Raw genomic sequence first — 16,212 nt, 5'->3', positions numbered from 1 at the left:
GCCAAGCCCGGCGACGGCGGCATGCCGATGCCGGTGCGGCGCAAGCGGCAGCGGATCCCAGGCTGGCTGCGCGGGGTGATCTGGGCGGTCGTCGCGATCGCGGTCATGTCGACCGCGTCCTACGCCACCGGCGCCTCGGCGCTGACGTCGAGCAATACCGCGTCCACCGCGCTGCGGCTGGCGCTGCCGATCCTGTTGTGCGCGCTCGGCGGGCTGTGGGCCGAACGCGCCGGCGTCGTGAACATCGGGCTCGAGGGCATGATGATCCTCGGGACCTGGGGCGCGGCCTGGGGCGCGTACTACGGCGGTGCGTGGGTCGGCCTGCTGGCCGCGATCGCGTTCGGCGCGCTGGGCGGGCTGCTGCACGCGGTGGCGACGGTGACGTTCAACGTCAACCACATCGTTTCCGGTGTCGCGATCAACCTGCTCGGTCTCGGCGTCACGAAGTACCTGGCGAAGTTGATCTTCGATCCGATCTCGGGCAACCCGCGCCAGTCGCCGCCGGTGCCGAAGTTCGACACCTATTCGGCGGCCGGGCTGTCGGACTGGCTGGGCTCGTTGGAGAACCAGCAGCGGGTCGGCATCTCCGACGTCGCGGGCATCCTGCGCGGCCTGGTCACCGGCGTCGCGCCGCTGACCATGATCGCGATCCTGCTGGTGCCGGCCAGCTTCTGGATCCTCTGGCGCACCCGGTTCGGCCTGCGGCTGCGGTCCTGCGGCGAGAACCCGGTGGCGGCGGAATCGCTCGGCGTGAACGTGTACCGCTACAAGTACGTCGGCGTGCTGATCTCCGGCGGGTTCGCCGGCATGGGCGGCGCGTCGCTGGTGCTGCTCAAGGGCGGCGCGGACTATTTGGAGAACCAGACCAACGGCCGCGGGTACATCGGCCTGGCTGCGATGATCTTCGGCAACTGGCGGCCGGGCGGGCTGCTCGGTGGCGCCGCGCTGTTCGGTTACTCGGACGGCCTGCAGCTGGCCGGCGGCGGCGACGCGGTGCTGGCGCTGCTGTACGGCGCGGTCATCCTGCTGGCGATCATCGTGATCGTGCAGCTGTTCCGGAAGCAGTGGATCGCGGCCGGTCTCGGCGTCGTCGGTGCCGGGATCCTGTACGCGATCTACTGGGCCAACGACACGCTGCCGAGCGACTTGATCCCCTACACCGCACACTTCGTGACGCTGATCGTGCTGGCGGTCGCGTCGCAACGGCTTCGGCCGCCGCGCGCGGACGGCGCGCAGTATCGTCGAGGAGAGGGCGACTGATGTCCGAAGTGGACTGGGAAGCGCTGCGGGCGTCGGCGGTCTCGGCTGCCGCGCACGCTTACGCGCCTTACTCGGGCCTGCACGTCGGGGTAGCGGCCATTGTGGACGACGGCCGTCAGGTGACCGGCTGCAATGTGGAGAACGCGTCGTACGGCCTCGGCCTGTGTGCCGAGTGCACGATGGCTGGCCAGCTGCGACTGTCGGGCGGTGGCCGGCTGGTCGCGGTGGCCTGCCGCAGCGGCGCGGGCGAACTGCTCATGCCGTGCGGCCGGTGCCGCCAGATCCTGTTCGAGCTCGGCGGTTCCTCGTGCCTGGTCGACACTCCGCGCGGGGTGCTGCCGATGTCCGAGGTGCTGCCGGACGCGTTCGGGCCGGAGGACCTGCCGTGAGTTTCGCGGCGGTGGACGTCATCCGGACCAAGCGGGACGGCGGGCGGCTCAGCGACGAGCAGATCGACTGGGTCGTCGACGCGTACACCCGCGGCGTGGTCGCGGAAGAGCAGATGGCCGCCCTGGCCATGGCGATTTTCCTGCGCGGCATGGACGACGGCGAGATCGCGCGCTGGACCGGCGCGATGATCGACTCGGGCTCGCGGCTGTCGCTGGACGTCGCGCGCCCGACCGTCGACAAGCACTCCACCGGCGGCGTCGGCGACAAGATCACCTTGCCGCTGGCTCCGCTGGTCGCCGCGTGCGGTGCCGCGGTGCCACAGCTGTCCGGCCGGGGCCTCGGCCACACCGGCGGGACGCTGGACAAACTGGAGTCGATCCCCGGCTGGCGCGCGGCGCTCTCGCTGGACGAGATCGCCGCCCAGCTGAACTCGGTCGGCGCGGTGGTCTGCGCGGCGACCGAGGGACTGGCCCCGGCGGACAAGAAGCTCTACGCGCTGCGAGATGTCACCTCGACGGTCGAGTCGGTGCCGCTGATCGCCAGCTCGATCATGAGCAAGAAGATCGCCGAAGGCGCTTCGGGCTTGGTGCTGGACGTGAAGGCCGGCTCCGGTGCGTTCATGAAGACGGTCGCCGACGCGCGGCTGCTGGCGCGCACGCTGGTGGACATCGGCACGGCGCACGGCGTCGCCTGTACCGCGCTGATCACCGACATGGGCACGCCGCTCGGCCGCGCGGTCGGCAACGCGGTGGAGGTCGCCGAGGCAGTCGAGGTCCTGCGCGGCGGCGGTCCGGCGGATGTCGTCGAGCTGACGGTGGCACTGGCTCGGGAAATGCTTGCGCTGGCAGGCATTTCGACGGATCCGGCGGCGCTGCTGGCTTCGGGCGAGGCCTACGAGGTGTGGTCGCGGATGATCGCCGCACAGGGCGGGGACCCCTCCGCGCCGTTGCCGCGGCCAGCCCATGTGCACATGGTGCCCGCGCCTGCTTCGGGCGTGCTGACGTCGCTGGACGCCTACGCCGTGGGCATCGCGGCATGGCGGCTCGGGGCGGGCCGGGCACGCAAGGAAGACCCGGTGCAGGCCGCGGCGGGGATTCTGTGCCATGCCAAGCCTGGTGATGCGGTGGTGGCCGGCGAGCCGTTGCTGGAACTGCACACGGACACCCCAGAGGCGGTGCCGGCCGCGTTGGCAGCGCTGGAAGGCGGGTTCGCGATAGGCACGGAGGCACCTGCTCCGCGGGGGATCGTGCTGGACGCCGTCCGCCCCTGAACGCCGTGAAGGGAACATTGAGGGACTCAGAGTCCCTGAATGTTCCCTTCACGGAAAGTTCTCCGACACGACGAAGCCCCCGTCCCAACTCAGGGCGGGGGCTTCGTCGTCTCAAGAGGTCACTCGGTCGCTTCTTCCGACTCGCCGCCGGTCTTCGCCTTGCCGTCCGCGGCCTTCGGCGCGCGGCCGTTGCGCGAGGTGCGACGCGGCTGGCGGGGCGCCGGCGGCGGGGGAGCGATCTGCTGCACCGCCGGGCCGCCGCCGAGCATCAGCTCGGCGAAGGTGGCCATGGCCTCGTCCAGCTGACCGCCGATCCGGCGGACCGACTCGTCGTTGCTCCGCCGCACCAGCGACTCCACCGAGTCGGTGTCCGGCTGCTGGGAAAGCGTGCCCTCGACCTTCGACAGTCCGCTGCGCAGCGAGCCGTCCAGGTCGCCGAGGCGGCCGGTGACGTCGTCTTCGACCTTGTCGATGCGGCCGGACAGGTCGTCCAGGCGCTGGGTGATCGTCTCCAGCTTCGTGCCGACCGAGTCCAGCTGGGTGGACGGGTCGTGCAGCTCGCCGCTGTCGGAGACCGCGTTCTTCAGCGCGTCCGTCGCGGAGGCGATCCGCTCCTTGGTCGCGCGGTCCAGCTCGTCGACACGGGAGCGCAGTTCGTGGTCAGTGGTCTCGATCCGCTCGCGCAGCGAGGCTTCGGCCAGCTCGATCCGTTCGCGCACCGGGCCCTGGGTGGCCTGCGGCAGCGACTCCAGCTTCGCGTCCTGCTTGTCCAGGTGACCGCCCAGCTCGTCGAGCCGGCGGTGGATGTTCTGCAGCTTGTCCTCGAGCCCGTCCATCCGGCCCGCGACGCCCTCGAACCGGGCCGCGACGCCGTCCAGTCGTCCGTCGAGCTGTGCGAACGGCTTCGCCAGCTTGTCGACGATGCTCTCCACCGCGTGCGTGAGCGCGGCGATCGCGGTGTCCTGCGACTCCAGCCGGGTCATCGCCTCGTCGAGGCGCTCCGCCAGCACACCCACCTCGGTGCGGTCCGGCAGCTCGGACAGCCGCTTGCGCACCGCGCCCAGGGAGTCCACCGGGGCGAGCCGCGCGTAGATGTCGTCCAGCGCGTCGAAGATCTGCTGCTGCTCGCTCTCACGCACTTCGGCCGCGCGCACCAGCATGTTGCGCATCCGGTCGAAGGACGGAGCGGCAATGTGGTTATCAGTGGTCACTTGCGGTGTCCTTCGTCGGCGGGGAAATGGAAGGGACTGACCGGAGCTTATCGATGAAGAAAATTGCTGTGCGTATGGCCCCCGGGGAACGCGGATAACGCCTGCGCCACCCGGATGGCCGATTCCTTGCGCACCGTGCTGAGCGGAGGGTTGTTCCGGGGCGCTCGGTTACGGCCAGGTAGGGGAATGACAGCGAGGCTACCGTTGGGGGCATGTCGGACGTAACCCCGCTGAGCGCGGAGATCCTGCGCAGCGTGCCCAAGGTCCTGCTCCACGATCACCTCGACGGCGGCTTGCGCCCGCGTACGGTCGCCGAACTCGCCGACGATCTCGGCTACCGGGACCTTCCCTCGGCCGATCCGGCGGAGCTCGGCCGCTGGTTCCGCGCCGCCGCGGACTCCGGTTCGCTGGTCTCGTATCTCCAGACGTTCGCCCATACGTGTGGTGTCATGCAGACCGAGGATGCGCTGGTCAGGGTCGCCGCCGAAGCGGTGGAAGACCTGTCCGCGGACGGGGTCGTCTACGCGGAGCTGCGGTACGCGCCGGAGTTGTTCGTGGAGCGCGGGCTATCCCTCGATGAGGTGATCCTTGCGGTGCAGGAGGGCTTCGCCGAAGGGACTCGGAGAGTGACCGCCGCGGGCGGCCGGATCCGGGTGCGGACGCTGCTGTGCGCGATGCGCCAGCACGCGCGGGCGCTGGAGATCGCCGAGCTGGCGGTGCGCTACCGAGACCAGGGCGTGGCCGGGTTCGACATCGCCGGTCCGGAGGACGGTTTTCCGCCCACCCGCAATCTGGACGCATTCGACTATTTGCGCCGGAACAATGCACATTTCACTATTCATGCCGGCGAAGCGTTCGGACTCCCGTCGATCGCCGAAGCAATCCAGTACTGCGGCGCGGAACGGCTCGGCCACGGCGTCCGGATCGCCGAGGACATCCGCACCGACGCCGACGGAAACGTCCACCTTGGACGGTTGGCGGCCTACGTCCGGGACCGCCGGATCCCTCTCGAGATCTGCCCGACGTCCAACGTGCAGACCGGAACCGTGCCGTCACTGGCGCAGCACCCGATCGGCCTGCTCGCCCGGCTGCGCTTCCGGGTCACCGTCAACACCGACAACCGGCTGATGAGCGGATGCACGATGACCAGTGAATTCGCCGCGCTGGCCGAGGCGTTCGGCTTCGGCATGGACGACTTCCAGCGGTTCACCGTCAACGCGATGAAATCCGCGTTCCTCGATTTCGACGAGCGGATCGACCTCATCGAGAACGTGGTCAAACCGGGGTACGCGGAGCTGGCCTGAATCCGCCGCGGTCCGGGCTTGGCGGGTGGTTCTCCCGGGCTCCGGGGAGGGGCTCGCGGCCGCTGGCTGTCCGGCCGCGGCGGGAGGGCCGCTGATCTTGCTGGTGAGGCGGGTGCCCGGGGACGGGGACCGGCCCGGGAAGCGGGGTCGGCTGCCGATTCCGGGCAGGGGTTGCGCTGGTCGCCAGATATCGGTTCCGGTGACCGGAGCCCAGTGTCGCTGAGCGGGCCGACTTAGCTTGTCTCCGGTCGCGTGCACGCCGAACGGGTGGGCTGTCCGTAGGGGGCTCCTTAAGGGACTTGGATTCCCTCAAGGGGCCCTTCACGGACAGACCGGCACACTGGTCGCTGGCCGCCCAGTCGTCACGACAGCACCAGGCGAGGCCTGCTCTTGGTCGGCGGCCGATTCCGCCGGGCCGATTCCAAAGGCGGTTGCGGTCGTTAGCGTCGCCAACTATCGTTCACCATATAAGACGTAACTCCCACAATATGAGACGGTGACCAAGGTGGCGCAGCTAGAGACCGGGGAGCAGGTGCGGAAAAACAGCTCGCGGCGGTGGCTGATCCTTGCCCTTGGCCTCGCCGCGCAGACCGCCAGCTGCTCTTTCCTCTATGGACTCCCTTTCCTCGTCCCCGCGATGCGCGCCGCCGATCACCTCACGCTCGCGGAAGCGGGCACCGTGGTCGCGGCCCCGAGCATCGGTCTCCTGTTGACCCTTATCGCCTGGGGCGCGGCTGCGGACCGTTACGGAGAGCGGCTCATCATGGCGCTGGGCCTCGGCATTTCAGGGTTACTCCTCGTGTATGCCGCGCTGTGGCATCACCCGGTCGGACTTCTCTTTGGGGTGTTCCTTGTCGCTGGTGCGTGCACGGCTTCGGTGAACGCGGCGAGCGGCCGGGTCGTCATGGGCTGGTTCGCGAAATCCGAGCGCGGTGTCGCGATGGGCATCCGGCAGACCGCGCAGCCGCTGGGAGTCGGGGTGGCGGCGCTCGGGTTGCCGCCGCTCGCGGCGCACTGGGGTTTTCAGGCGGCGGTGGTGCTGCCGGCCGGGCTCGCGATCGTCGTGTCGTTGCTGGTGGCGGTGTTCGTCGTCGATCCGCCGCGGCCGCCGCGGGCGGCGAAGGGGCAGCGGCCGCCGTCACCGTACCGGAAGGCTGGGCTGTGGCGCGTTCACGCGGCGAGCGCGCTGCTCGTGGTGCCGCAGTTCGCGGTATCGGCGTTCGCGCCGGTGTATCTGGTGTCGCAGCATCAGTGGACCGCCGCGCAGGCGGGGGTGTTCGTCGCGGTCGCACAGGTGCTCGGTGCGCTCGGGAGGCTGGCGTCAGGCTACTGGTCGGACCGGGTCGGCAGCCGGTTGCGGCCGATGCGGCAGCTCGCGGTCGCCAGCGCGGTCGTGATGCTGCTGGTCGCGCTAGGCGACGTGACGTGGCTGTGGCTGGTGCTGGCCGCGCTGGTGCTGGCCGCGGTGATCACGGTGGCGGACAACGGTCTCGGCTTCACCGCGTCGGCGGAGATGGCCGGAGTGGCATGGTCCGGTCGCGCGATGGGGACGCAGAACACCGCGCAGAACGTCGCCGCGTCACTGACGCCTCCGTTGCTGGGCTTGGTGATCGGCGACAGCCGGTACGCGCTCGCCTATTGCGTGGCGGCGATTTTCCCGGTGCTGGCAATCGGTTTGGTGCCGGTGCGGGCGGAGACGGACAAGGCGTAGCGCCGGTCCGCTCGCGGCATCCGATACCGCCGAATTGACCCGCTATCTGCGGCATTGATCACCTCGTCGCATTCCTCCCGTCTCGGCGTGCGAAGTTGACGACTTAGCGACCTTCGTCGGTTGTTCAAGGTTGGCAAAAACCTGACTCTAGGTGGGGTTCGAACCCATTCCACCGCCGAATCGGCCCGTGTCCCGGGCCTGGTTCAGCCTGCCCGGAGGAGAACGCCACCGATGAGATTGCGCCGACCGCTCGTGCTGCTTTCCGCGGGGGTGCTGGCCGCGGCCGTCACCACCGCAGCGGCCGCACAGGCACAACCGCTCGATCCGCAGAACCCGCAGACCGCCGAGGCGATGGCCGCCAACGCCGCGCAGGCGCTGGTCGCCTCGCGGCCGGCCGCGCTGCACGCCAGCCCGGAGGACGTTTTCCAGCAACACCAAGTAATTTCGTCGGTCAACGGGCTGAAGTACGTGCCCTACGACCGCACCTACAAGGGCTTGCCGGTGGTCGGCGGCGATTTCGTCGTGGCCACCAACTCCGCGGGCAAGGTGGTCTCCACTTCGGTCGCGCAGAAGTCCGAAATCCATCTGGCCAGCACCGCGCCGAAGCTCACCGCGAGCCAGGCGGAAAAGATCGCCCGCGGCCAGGTCTCCACTGTGGACAAGGTGAGCCCGGCGCGGCTCGTCGCTTACGCGGCGGGTACGCCGGCGCTGGCTTGGCAAACCCAGGTGACCGGCCGTAATGCCGAGGGACCGAGCAAACTGGACGTCGTCGTCGACGCGCTGACCGGCAAGGTGCTGCACACCCGCGAGCGGGTCGCCTACGGGGACGCGCAGGGCGTGTGGAATGGCCCGGAGCCGCTGCACATCGACACCACCAACAACGGTGACGGCACCTACTCGATGACCGACCCGAACCTGACGAACGTCAGCTGCCAGGACGCCGACACGAACACCACCTTCACCAAGTCCAGCGACAGCTGGGGCAACGGCGACGAGACCAACCGCGAAACCGGCTGCGTGGACGCGCTGTACGGCGTTCAGCAAGAGAACAAGATGCTGTCGCAGTGGTTGGGACGCAACAGCTTCGACGGCAACGGCGGCGGTTGGCCGATCCGGGTCGGGCTCAATGACCAGAACGCCTACTACGACGGTTCCCAGGTCCAGGTCGGCGACAACACGGCGGGCCAGTGGATCGGCGCGATCGACGTGATCGCGCACGAGCACGGGCACGGCATCGACGACCACACCCCGGGCAGCCTGTCCGGCGCCGGCACTCAGGAGTTCGTCGCGGACGTCTTCGGTGCGTCGACGGAATGGTTCGCGGGCGAGTCCGCGCCGTACGCGGCACCGGACTTCCTGGTGGGCAACCAGGTGAACCTGGTCGGGAGCGGGCCGATCCGCAACATGTACGACCCGTCCCAGCTGGGCCACAAGAACTGCTACGACGACACGATCCCGAACACCGAGGTGCACGCCGCGGCGGGTCCGGGCAACCACTGGTTCTACCTGGTCGCCGAGGGCACCAACCCGACCAACGGCCAGCCGGTCAGCCCGACCTGCAACAACTCGACGGTCACCGGGCTCGGCGTGAAGTCGGCGGTGCAGATCTTCTACAACGCGATGCTGTTGAAGAACAGCAACAGCTCGTACCTGAGCTACCGCACCTGGACGCTGACCGCGGCGAAGAGCCTGTTCCCCAACAGCTGCACCGAGTTCAACACGGTGAAGGCGGCCTGGGACGCGGTGAGCGTTCCGGCGCAGCCGGGTGACCCGACATGCGGCTCGGTCGCTTCGACCGGACCGCGGGTAGGCGCTCCGCGCTGATCCGAGAAAGTCCGAGAAAGTCCGAGAAAGTCCGAGAAAGTCCGTGAAGGGCCCCTTGAGGGAATCAGATTCCCTCAAGGGGCCCTTCACGGACCTGGGGTACTTCGCGGCGGGCCGGCGGAGCGCGTCTTCGACGTGCCCTAGAAGGTTCAGACCACCGTCAGGCGGTTCTCGAAGTCCTCCACCAGCTTGCGCCACGCGCTCTGCTCCGCGTCGAACGGCGCGCTCGGCTCGAGCCGGCTCGGGTCCGGCCGCAGCACGAAGGACACCAGCCAGCCGAGGCTCTCGTTGGCCGCCAGCGCGGCCTCCACGGTGTCGTCGCCGGACCAGTCGGCGGCGTCGGTGATCAGCTCGACGGCCAGCTCCAGCTGGGTCGGGTCGATCGACTCCGGGCCTTCGGCGATGTCGTCGTCCAGGCCGGGGAACACGTAGGTGTTGTCCGCGTCGACCTCGATCTCCAGCTCGCCCGCGTTCGCCTTCTCCAGGACCTCTTCCCAGGTGGACACCTCGGCCAGGTCGGTGTCGGCCAGCTCGTCGCCGTCCTTGATCGCCTTCAGCAGCGCCTTCGGCGAGCTGAACACGTCGATCTCGCCGTCGTTGCCGAGGAACACCGGCTTGTCGTCGAGGTAGCAGCGCAGCGTGTAGTACTCCGCGCCGGAGGTGACGATCTTGATCGGGTCGATGCCGACCTCGCCCCAGAAGCCCACCGGCTCGTCCTCGGCGTCGTCCTCCGCGTCCTCGGCGTCGACGGCTTCGAGGTCTTCCGGACCGCCGTCCTGCTCGCCGGCCTCGGCCTCGGCGGACTCCTCGTGGAACGCGGCCAGCTCCTCGGCGGTCTGCTCCAGCACGGCCGCGTCGACCTCCGGCACCGTGACCAGATTGTCGATCGCGTCCAGGATGGTGTCCCACTTCTCCGAGACGGCCTTGGACAGGTCGTTCCAGAGCGCTTCGCCCTCACGGCCGGTGAACGGCAGCCGGCCCTGCTCCAGCAGCGAGAAGCCCTCGTACGCGTCGAGCACCTCGTGCACCTCGTCCAGCTCGCACACGTCGGCGAGCGAACGGACGATGCCGACGATCTCGGCCAGCTCGCCGATCGTCCACGAGTCCGGCTCCTCGGCGACCAGTTCGGGCACGCCGACCAGGTCGTAGGAGTGGTCGTCGTCCGGGATCAGCTCCGGGACGTTCAGCGCGGGCACCGCGTCCCACGCCGGGTGGTCGAGCAGGTCGTGCTGCTCGGAGGTGCGCACGAAGGCGGCCAGGTGGGCGGCGTCCGGGAAGGCGTACAGGTCGTCCTCGTCGCCGAGGAACGCTTCCCACTCCTCGCCGTCTTCCCGCCACCGGGGGGCCCAGAGGGTGACTACGTCGCCCTGCGGCAGCCCGAGCTCGATCGGGATGATGTCCTGTGCCATTGCCGAATCCTCCGCGAGTACCGCCCGTGCGCGCCCGCCTGCCTGTGGCCCCTCCGGCGGCGCGCGGTAGGAGAAGCCTACGGGTTGGGGCAAGCACCCGCGATCTCCCCTGCACCTGAGGCCGGGGGGAGGATGGCACGATGGGTGTCGCGATGACTCTCACCGACCTCCTGCCAGCGGATCCCGACGCAGACGCCCTGTTCGAAGCCTTCACCGAGTGGACGGCGGAGCGGGGCATCGAGCTGTACCCGGCGCAGGAGGAGGCGGTGATCGAGGTCGTCTCCGGGGCCAACGTCATCCTGTCGACGCCGACCGGCTCCGGCAAGAGCCTGGTCGCGGTCGGCGCGCACTTCACCGCGCTCGCGCACGGCAAACGCAGTTTTTACACCGCGCCGATCAAAGCGCTCGTGTCGGAAAAGTTCTTCCAGCTGATCGGCATCTTCGGGGCCGACCAGGTCGGCATGATGACCGGTGACTCCAGCGTCAACGCGGACGCGCCGATCATCTGCTGCACGGCGGAAATCTTGGCGAACATCGCGTTGCGCGACGGCGCCGGCGCCCCGGTCGGCCAGGTCGTGGCGGACGAGTTCCACTTCTACTCGGAACCGGACCGCGGCTGGGCCTGGCAGGTCCCGCTGATCGAACTGCCGAACGCACAGTTCGTGCTCATGTCGGCCACGCTCGGCGACGTCTCGTTCTTCGAGAAGGACCTGACCCGGCGCACCGGGCGGCCGACCGCGGTGGTCACCTCGGCACAGCGGCCGGTGCCGCTCACCTTCCGGTACGCGCTGACGCCGCTGCACGAGACCATGTCCGAACTGCTCAACGGCGGGCAGGCGCCGGTCTACGTGGTGCACTTCTCGCAGGCCGCGGCGATCGAGCGGGCGCAGACGCTGATGAGCATCAACGTCACCACCAAGGCGGAGAAGGAGGCGATCGCCGATCTGATCGGCGACTTCCGGTTCTCCGCCGGGTTCGGCAAGACGCTGTCGCGGCTGGTCCGGCACGGCATCGGCGTGCACCACGCGGGAATGTTGCCGAAATATCGCCGGCTGGTCGAAATGCTCGCGCAATCCGGCCTGCTGAAGGTGATCTGCGGGACGGACACCCTCGGCGTGGGCATCAACGTGCCGATCCGCACGGTGGTGTTCTCGGCGCTGACCAAGTACGACGGCGTGCGCCAGCGGCACCTGAAGGCGCGCGAGTTCCATCAGATCGCCGGCCGGGCCGGGCGGGCCGGGTACGACACCGACGGCTACGTCGTCGTGCAGGCGCCGGACCACGTGGTGGAGAACGCCAAGGCGCTGGAGAAGGCGGGCGACGACCCGAAGAAGAAAAAGAAGATCGTCCGGAAGAAGGCCCCGGAGGGCTTCGTCAACTGGACCGAAGCCACCTTCGAGCGGCTGATCGCGGCCGAGCCGGAGCCGCTCACGTCCAGTTTCCAGGTCAGCCACTCGATGCTGCTGAACGTGATTTCCCGGCCGGGCAACGCGTTCGACGCGATGCGCCACCTGCTGGAGGACAACCATTCGGACCGGCCGACGCAGCGCAAGCTGATCCTGCGGGCGATCGAGATCTACCGGTCGCTGCTCGCCGCGGGCGTGGTGGAGCGGCTGCCGGAACCGGACGAAGAGGGCCGGATCGTCCGGCTGACCGTCGACTTGCAGTTCGATTTCGCCCTGAACCAGCCGCTTTCGCCGTTCGCGCTGGCCGCGGTGGAATTGCTCGACGCCGAATCGCCGTCCTACGCGCTCGACGTGGTGTCCATTATGGAATCCACTGTGGACAATCCGCGGCCGGTGCTTTCCCAGCAGCAGTTCAAGGCTCGCGGCGAGGCCGTGCAGGCGATGAAGGCCGAGGGCATCGAGTACGACGAGCGGATGGAGCTGCTCGAAGCGGTCACCTACCCGAAACCGCTGGAGGAGCTGCTGAACGCGGCCTACCAGTCCTATCGGGCCGGGCATCCGTGGGTCGCGGACTACGAGCTGTCGCCGAAGTCGGTGGTGCGCGACATGTACGAGCGCGCGATGAACTTCGTGGAATACGTGGGCTTCTACCAGCTCGCCCGCTCCGAGGGGCTGGTGCTGCGCTACCTCGCCGACACCTACGACGCGTTGCGGCACACCGTGCCGGACGAGGCGAAGACCGAACCGCTGCAGGACCTGATCGAATGGCTCGGCGAGCTGGTTCGCCAGGTCGACTCGAGCCTGCTGGACGAGTGGGAAGCGCTGCGGCACCCGGACGAGGAAGGCCCGGTATCGCACCGGCCGCCGCCCGAGCCGCCCGCGGTCACCCGCAACGAGCGGGCGTTCCGGGTGCTGGTGCGCAACGAGCTGTTTCGGCGCGTGGAGCTGGCCGCGCGGCGGAACTTCGGCGCATTGGGCGAGCTGGACGCCGCGTCCGGCTGGGACGCCGACGCGTGGGAAGACGCGATCGAGGACTACTTCGACGAGCACGACGCGCTGAGCATCGGTCCGGACGCGCGCGGCCCGGCCCTGCTGCTGATCGAGCAGGAGCCGGACATGTGGCGCGTGCGGCAGATCTTCGACGACCCGTCGGGCCACCACGACTGGGGCATCAGCGCCGAGGTGGACCTGCGCGCGTCGGACGAGGCCGGGTCAGCGGTGGTGCGGATCGTGGACGTCAACCAGTTCTGACCGGTCAGATCCGCTCCAGCGCGGCGATCAACTCGTGCGGGAGAACGCAGATCGCGGTCGCGCCCGCTTTCCGTGCCGCGTCGGCTTCCTCGGTGTGCGCGTCTTTCGTGTAGACCACTGCCGGGACGGCATCGCGCAGCTCGCTGATGAACCGGGTGCCGGCGTGCGGATCGCCGCCGCGGCCGAGATTGGTCACGATCGCGGCGAAATCCAGCCGTCGCAGAAAGATCCGGGCGGCTTCGTCGGACGTGGCGACCGTGACGAGCTTGCCGAGGTTTTCCAGGGCAACGGTTTCGTGGACGTTCCGCTCCGGATGGTCGTCGATCCAGAGGACCCGGGTCAGTGCGCGCGTCGGCCGCAGCTCGGGCAGCGTTCCCGGGGGTGCGCCGGGCGCTTTCTCCTGCTCGGCTTTCCGAAGGTCTTGCTCGGCTTGCGCCCTGTTCTGCGGCGAAAGCGAAAGATCCATCTTGAAGAGGTCGGACAGGGACACCTTCAGCGTGCTCGGCTGACTGCCCTTTTGCCCGCGCCACAACAGCATCAGCACACCAAGCACGATCAGCACGCCCAGGATCAGGACGACAGTGTTGGTATCCATGCTGTTACGACCGCTTCTCCGGCCCGCCGACGACTGCCCCGGCACCGCCCATGGTCATCGCCCCCTCGGTGCCCAGAATAGCCGGAATCAGACGCCCATGAGCATGGAACGCGCGTCGAGACCGGCGAACCACAGGCCGATCGCCAGGCCGGCGGCGTCATCCGCCACACGTCCACGTGAGCGAGGTTGAACGCCTTCACCACCGAGGCGCCGGGCACCCAGCCGGCGATGCGCGCGGCCACCGGTTCGCCGGTCGCGCCGGGGACGTTCGTGCAGTCGATCAGCACCTTCCCGGCCAGGTCGAGCAGGGCTTCGAGCGCGGTGGCAGGCACGGCCAGCAGGCTCAGCGCGCTCGGATCGACCTTTCTCCGACCGATCGAAGCATTCGGGCAATGGGCGGCGGAGCACGGGGACGCGGTGGTCGAAGCGCGGTCCGGCTATGAGCGTTCCGGCAACGGCCTCGCCTGGGCGAGTTCCAGCAGCGGGACGGCCGCCGCGGCGTCGGTGACCAGCGTCGACACCAGACCTGACCGCAGCACGGCGTCGACGGCCTCCGCCTTCGGCCGGCTGTAACCGATCGCGATCACCTCGGGGACCGCCATCAGCTCCTCGTGGCTGATCGCCAGCACGTGGTGGGCCAGACCGGTTCCGAGCGAGTTGCCGTCCGCGTCGAACAGCCGGGCGGCGACTTCGGCGGACGCTCCCCGGGCCGCGATCGCGGCGCGTTCGGACTCGTCCAGCGCGTCGTACACAGTGGATTCGCCAGCCGCCCAGGAGCCGATGCTGACGACGGCCTTGGTGAGCTTCCCGAATTGCGCGAACGTCTCGGCGATTCCCGGCTGATGCCGGAGAATTTCAGTGGTGCGCCGGTCCGGCAGCACCAGCGGGCCGAAGATCGGGTAGGAATCTCCGCCGGACACCGAGGTGACCCGGCTGACCGTCTCCACCGAACGGCCGCGCATGTCCATTCCGGCCTGCACGCCGCAGAGCTGCACGATCGGGCAGCGCGGCAGCGTGCGGATCGCTTCGGTCATCGCGTTCACCGAGCGCGCCCAAGCCAGCCCGATGACGTCGTCGATCGTCGCGATCTCCTCCAGCAGCCGGGCGGCCAGCGCGCCGACCTGTTTGCGGACGATCTCGCGCGGCTCCTTCTCGGCCGCTCGTTCGAGCACTAGTGCGCGGTCCAGCCGGTAGGCGCGGCGGACCTCGTCGGACAGTTCGACGTCGATCGGCGCCGGCAGGTCGAACTCGATCCGGACCAGTCCGCTGTCTCGCGCGGTGTCCAGCATCCGCGCCACCTTGAACCGGCTGATTCCGAACTCGTCGGCGATCTCCAGTTTGGACCGGCCCTGCACGTAGAACCGCCTGGCCATGGTGGCCAGCAGCAGCGTCTCGGTCAGCGGCGGTGCCCCCTTTTTCCTGCTCACATGAGCAGGATAGCGCAAAAATGAGCTTTGTAGGTTGACGGATCCCCAGGTTGAAGCCTGTAATGCCTACGCATGATGCCTGCTGCATAGGTTAAAAACGCTCAGATGAGCAATTTGGAGGGATGACGCATGCGCGCCGCGATCGTGGACCGGCCCGGGCAGATCCGGGTCGGCGAGGTTCCCGATCCGAAGCCCGGGGAGCGCCAGGTCGTCGTGAAGGTGGGTGCCTGCGGGATCTGCGGCACCGATCTGCACATCGCCGACGGGCACTTCCCGCCGACCCCGTACCCCATCGTCCCCGGCCACGAGTTCGCCGGCGAAATCGTCGAACTCGGCGCGGACGTCCCCGCCGAATGGAAGGTGGGCGACCGCGTCGCGGTCGACCCGTCGATCTACTGCGGCTACTGCGGCCCGTGCCGGTCCGGGCACGGCAATCTCTGCGCGAACTGGAACGCCACCGGCGACACCGTCAACGGCGCCTTCGCCGAGTACGTCGCGGTGCCGGCCGACACCTGCCACAAGATGCCGGACTCGATGACCTGGGAGCAGGGCGCGCTGGTCGAACCCGTCTCCTGCGCGGTGCACGGCGTACGCCGGATCGGCGTCGAGGCAGGCGAACGGTTCCTGGTAGTCGGCGCGGGCACGATGGGCCTGATCATGCAGCAGCTCCTGCTGCGCGCCGGCGCACAGGTCACGATGGTCGACCGCAACACGGCTCGGCTGCCGCGGGCTACCGACCTGGGCGCGGCCGCGGTCGCCTCCGACGTGTCCGAACTGGATGGCGAACGCTTCGACGCCGCCGTGGACTGCACCGGTGCGGCACCGGCGATCGAAGCCGCTTTCGACGCATTGCGCCGCGGCGGCCGGTTGCTCGTGTTCGGCGTCGCGCCGGCCGAAGCACACGTCGCACTTTCCCCATTCCGGATCTACAACGACGAAATCACCATCGTCGGCTCGATGGCGGTGCTGAACAGCTACGCGAACGCGCTCGACCTCGTCGCGAACGGCTATATCGACACCGACGCGCTGATCACCGACACGCTTCCGCTGGAGCAGTACCCCGAAGCGCTGGCCAAGATGCGCAGCGGGTCCGGCCTGAAGATCCAGGTCCTGCCCGGAGGTGGCGGCCGTGCGTAAACTCCTCTGCCTTCTCG

General features: G+C 68.9%; 12 protein-coding genes. 8 read left to right on the top strand and 4 right to left on the bottom strand.

Annotated features, from left to right (window positions below; all coding sequences use genetic code 11):
• Positions 1 to 21 precede the first annotated feature (21 nt).
• The 3 genes from AMYBE_RS0127610 to AMYBE_RS0127600 are packed head-to-tail and all read left to right on the top strand — an operon-like array spanning position 22 to position 2,920.
• On the top strand, positions 22 to 1,260 hold the full coding sequence (locus tag AMYBE_RS0127610; RefSeq protein WP_154676632.1) for an ABC transporter permease: 1,239 nt from the start codon (positions 22 to 24) through the stop codon (positions 1,258 to 1,260).
• Positions 1,260 to 1,649: a cytidine deaminase gene (locus tag AMYBE_RS0127605; RefSeq protein ID WP_020662640.1), complete on the top strand. Its 390-nt coding sequence runs from the start codon at positions 1,260 to 1,262 to the stop codon at positions 1,647 to 1,649. The genes AMYBE_RS0127610 and AMYBE_RS0127605 overlap by 1 nt, the downstream gene beginning before the upstream one ends.
• Positions 1,646 to 2,920, top strand: coding sequence for a thymidine phosphorylase (locus AMYBE_RS0127600; protein ID WP_020662639.1), 1,275 nt, complete (start codon positions 1,646 to 1,648; stop codon positions 2,918 to 2,920). Before AMYBE_RS0127605 ends, AMYBE_RS0127600 begins: the two co-directional genes overlap by 4 nt.
• 119 nt (positions 2,921 to 3,039) lie before the next feature.
• Here AMYBE_RS0127600 and AMYBE_RS0127595 read toward each other — a convergent pair whose 3' ends face one another.
• Positions 3,040 to 4,131, bottom strand: coding sequence for a coiled-coil domain-containing protein (locus tag AMYBE_RS0127595; RefSeq protein WP_020662638.1), 1,092 nt, complete (start codon positions 4,129 to 4,131; stop codon positions 3,040 to 3,042).
• Between the two features lie 212 nt (positions 4,132 to 4,343).
• On the opposite strand from AMYBE_RS0127595, the gene AMYBE_RS0127590 reads away from it, so the two are divergent.
• The 3 genes from AMYBE_RS0127590 (at position 4,344) to AMYBE_RS0127580 (ending at position 8,970) form a co-directional block, all read left to right on the top strand.
• Complete coding sequence (locus AMYBE_RS0127590) at positions 4,344 to 5,435, top strand: adenosine deaminase (protein WP_020662637.1); 1,092 nt, start codon at positions 4,344 to 4,346, stop codon at positions 5,433 to 5,435.
• A 496-nt stretch (positions 5,436 to 5,931) separates the two neighbouring features.
• Positions 5,932 to 7,146, top strand: coding sequence for an MFS transporter (locus AMYBE_RS0127585; protein ID WP_020662636.1), 1,215 nt, complete (start codon positions 5,932 to 5,934; stop codon positions 7,144 to 7,146).
• Between the two features lie 231 nt (positions 7,147 to 7,377).
• Positions 7,378 to 8,970 carry a M4 family metallopeptidase gene (locus tag AMYBE_RS0127580; RefSeq protein WP_027928074.1) on the top strand — a complete coding sequence of 531 codons (1,593 nt, stop codon included), beginning with the start codon at positions 7,378 to 7,380 and terminating at the stop codon, positions 8,968 to 8,970.
• Between the two features lie 149 nt (positions 8,971 to 9,119).
• On the opposite strand, the gene AMYBE_RS0127575 is transcribed toward AMYBE_RS0127580, so the two are convergent.
• Positions 9,120 to 10,379, bottom strand: a complete 1,260-nt coding sequence (locus AMYBE_RS0127575; RefSeq protein ID WP_020662634.1) for a hypothetical protein — start codon at positions 10,377 to 10,379, stop codon at positions 9,120 to 9,122.
• Between the two features lie 152 nt (positions 10,380 to 10,531).
• Here AMYBE_RS0127575 and AMYBE_RS0127570 point away from each other — a divergent pair, with 152 nt between their 5' ends.
• Positions 10,532 to 13,036 (top strand): DEAD/DEAH box helicase, encoded by a 2,505-nt coding sequence (locus AMYBE_RS0127570; protein WP_027928073.1) that lies wholly within the window; start codon positions 10,532 to 10,534, stop codon positions 13,034 to 13,036.
• A gap of 4 nt (positions 13,037 to 13,040) precedes the next feature.
• Here AMYBE_RS0127570 and AMYBE_RS43465 read toward each other — a convergent pair whose 3' ends face one another.
• Positions 13,041 to 13,631, bottom strand: coding sequence for a DNA-binding transcriptional response regulator (locus tag AMYBE_RS43465; protein ID WP_020662632.1), 591 nt, complete (start codon positions 13,629 to 13,631; stop codon positions 13,041 to 13,043).
• A gap of 437 nt (positions 13,632 to 14,068) precedes the next feature.
• A complete protein-coding gene (locus AMYBE_RS0127555) occupies positions 14,069 to 15,004 on the bottom strand; it encodes a sugar-binding transcriptional regulator (protein WP_154676630.1) in 936 nt (311 codons plus the stop codon).
• A 183-nt stretch (positions 15,005 to 15,187) separates the two neighbouring features.
• Between AMYBE_RS0127555 and AMYBE_RS0127550 the strand changes: the two genes are divergently transcribed.
• Positions 15,188 to 16,195 (top strand): zinc-dependent alcohol dehydrogenase family protein, encoded by a 1,008-nt coding sequence (locus tag AMYBE_RS0127550; protein WP_020662630.1) that lies wholly within the window; start codon positions 15,188 to 15,190, stop codon positions 16,193 to 16,195.
• Positions 16,196 to 16,212: the final 17 nt, after the last annotated feature.

Source organism: Amycolatopsis benzoatilytica AK 16/65 (genome assembly GCF_000383915.1).
Taxonomy (GTDB): Bacteria; Actinomycetota; Actinomycetes; order Mycobacteriales; family Pseudonocardiaceae; genus Amycolatopsis; species Amycolatopsis benzoatilytica.
This window is presented reverse-complemented; position numbering and strand designations above follow the sequence as displayed.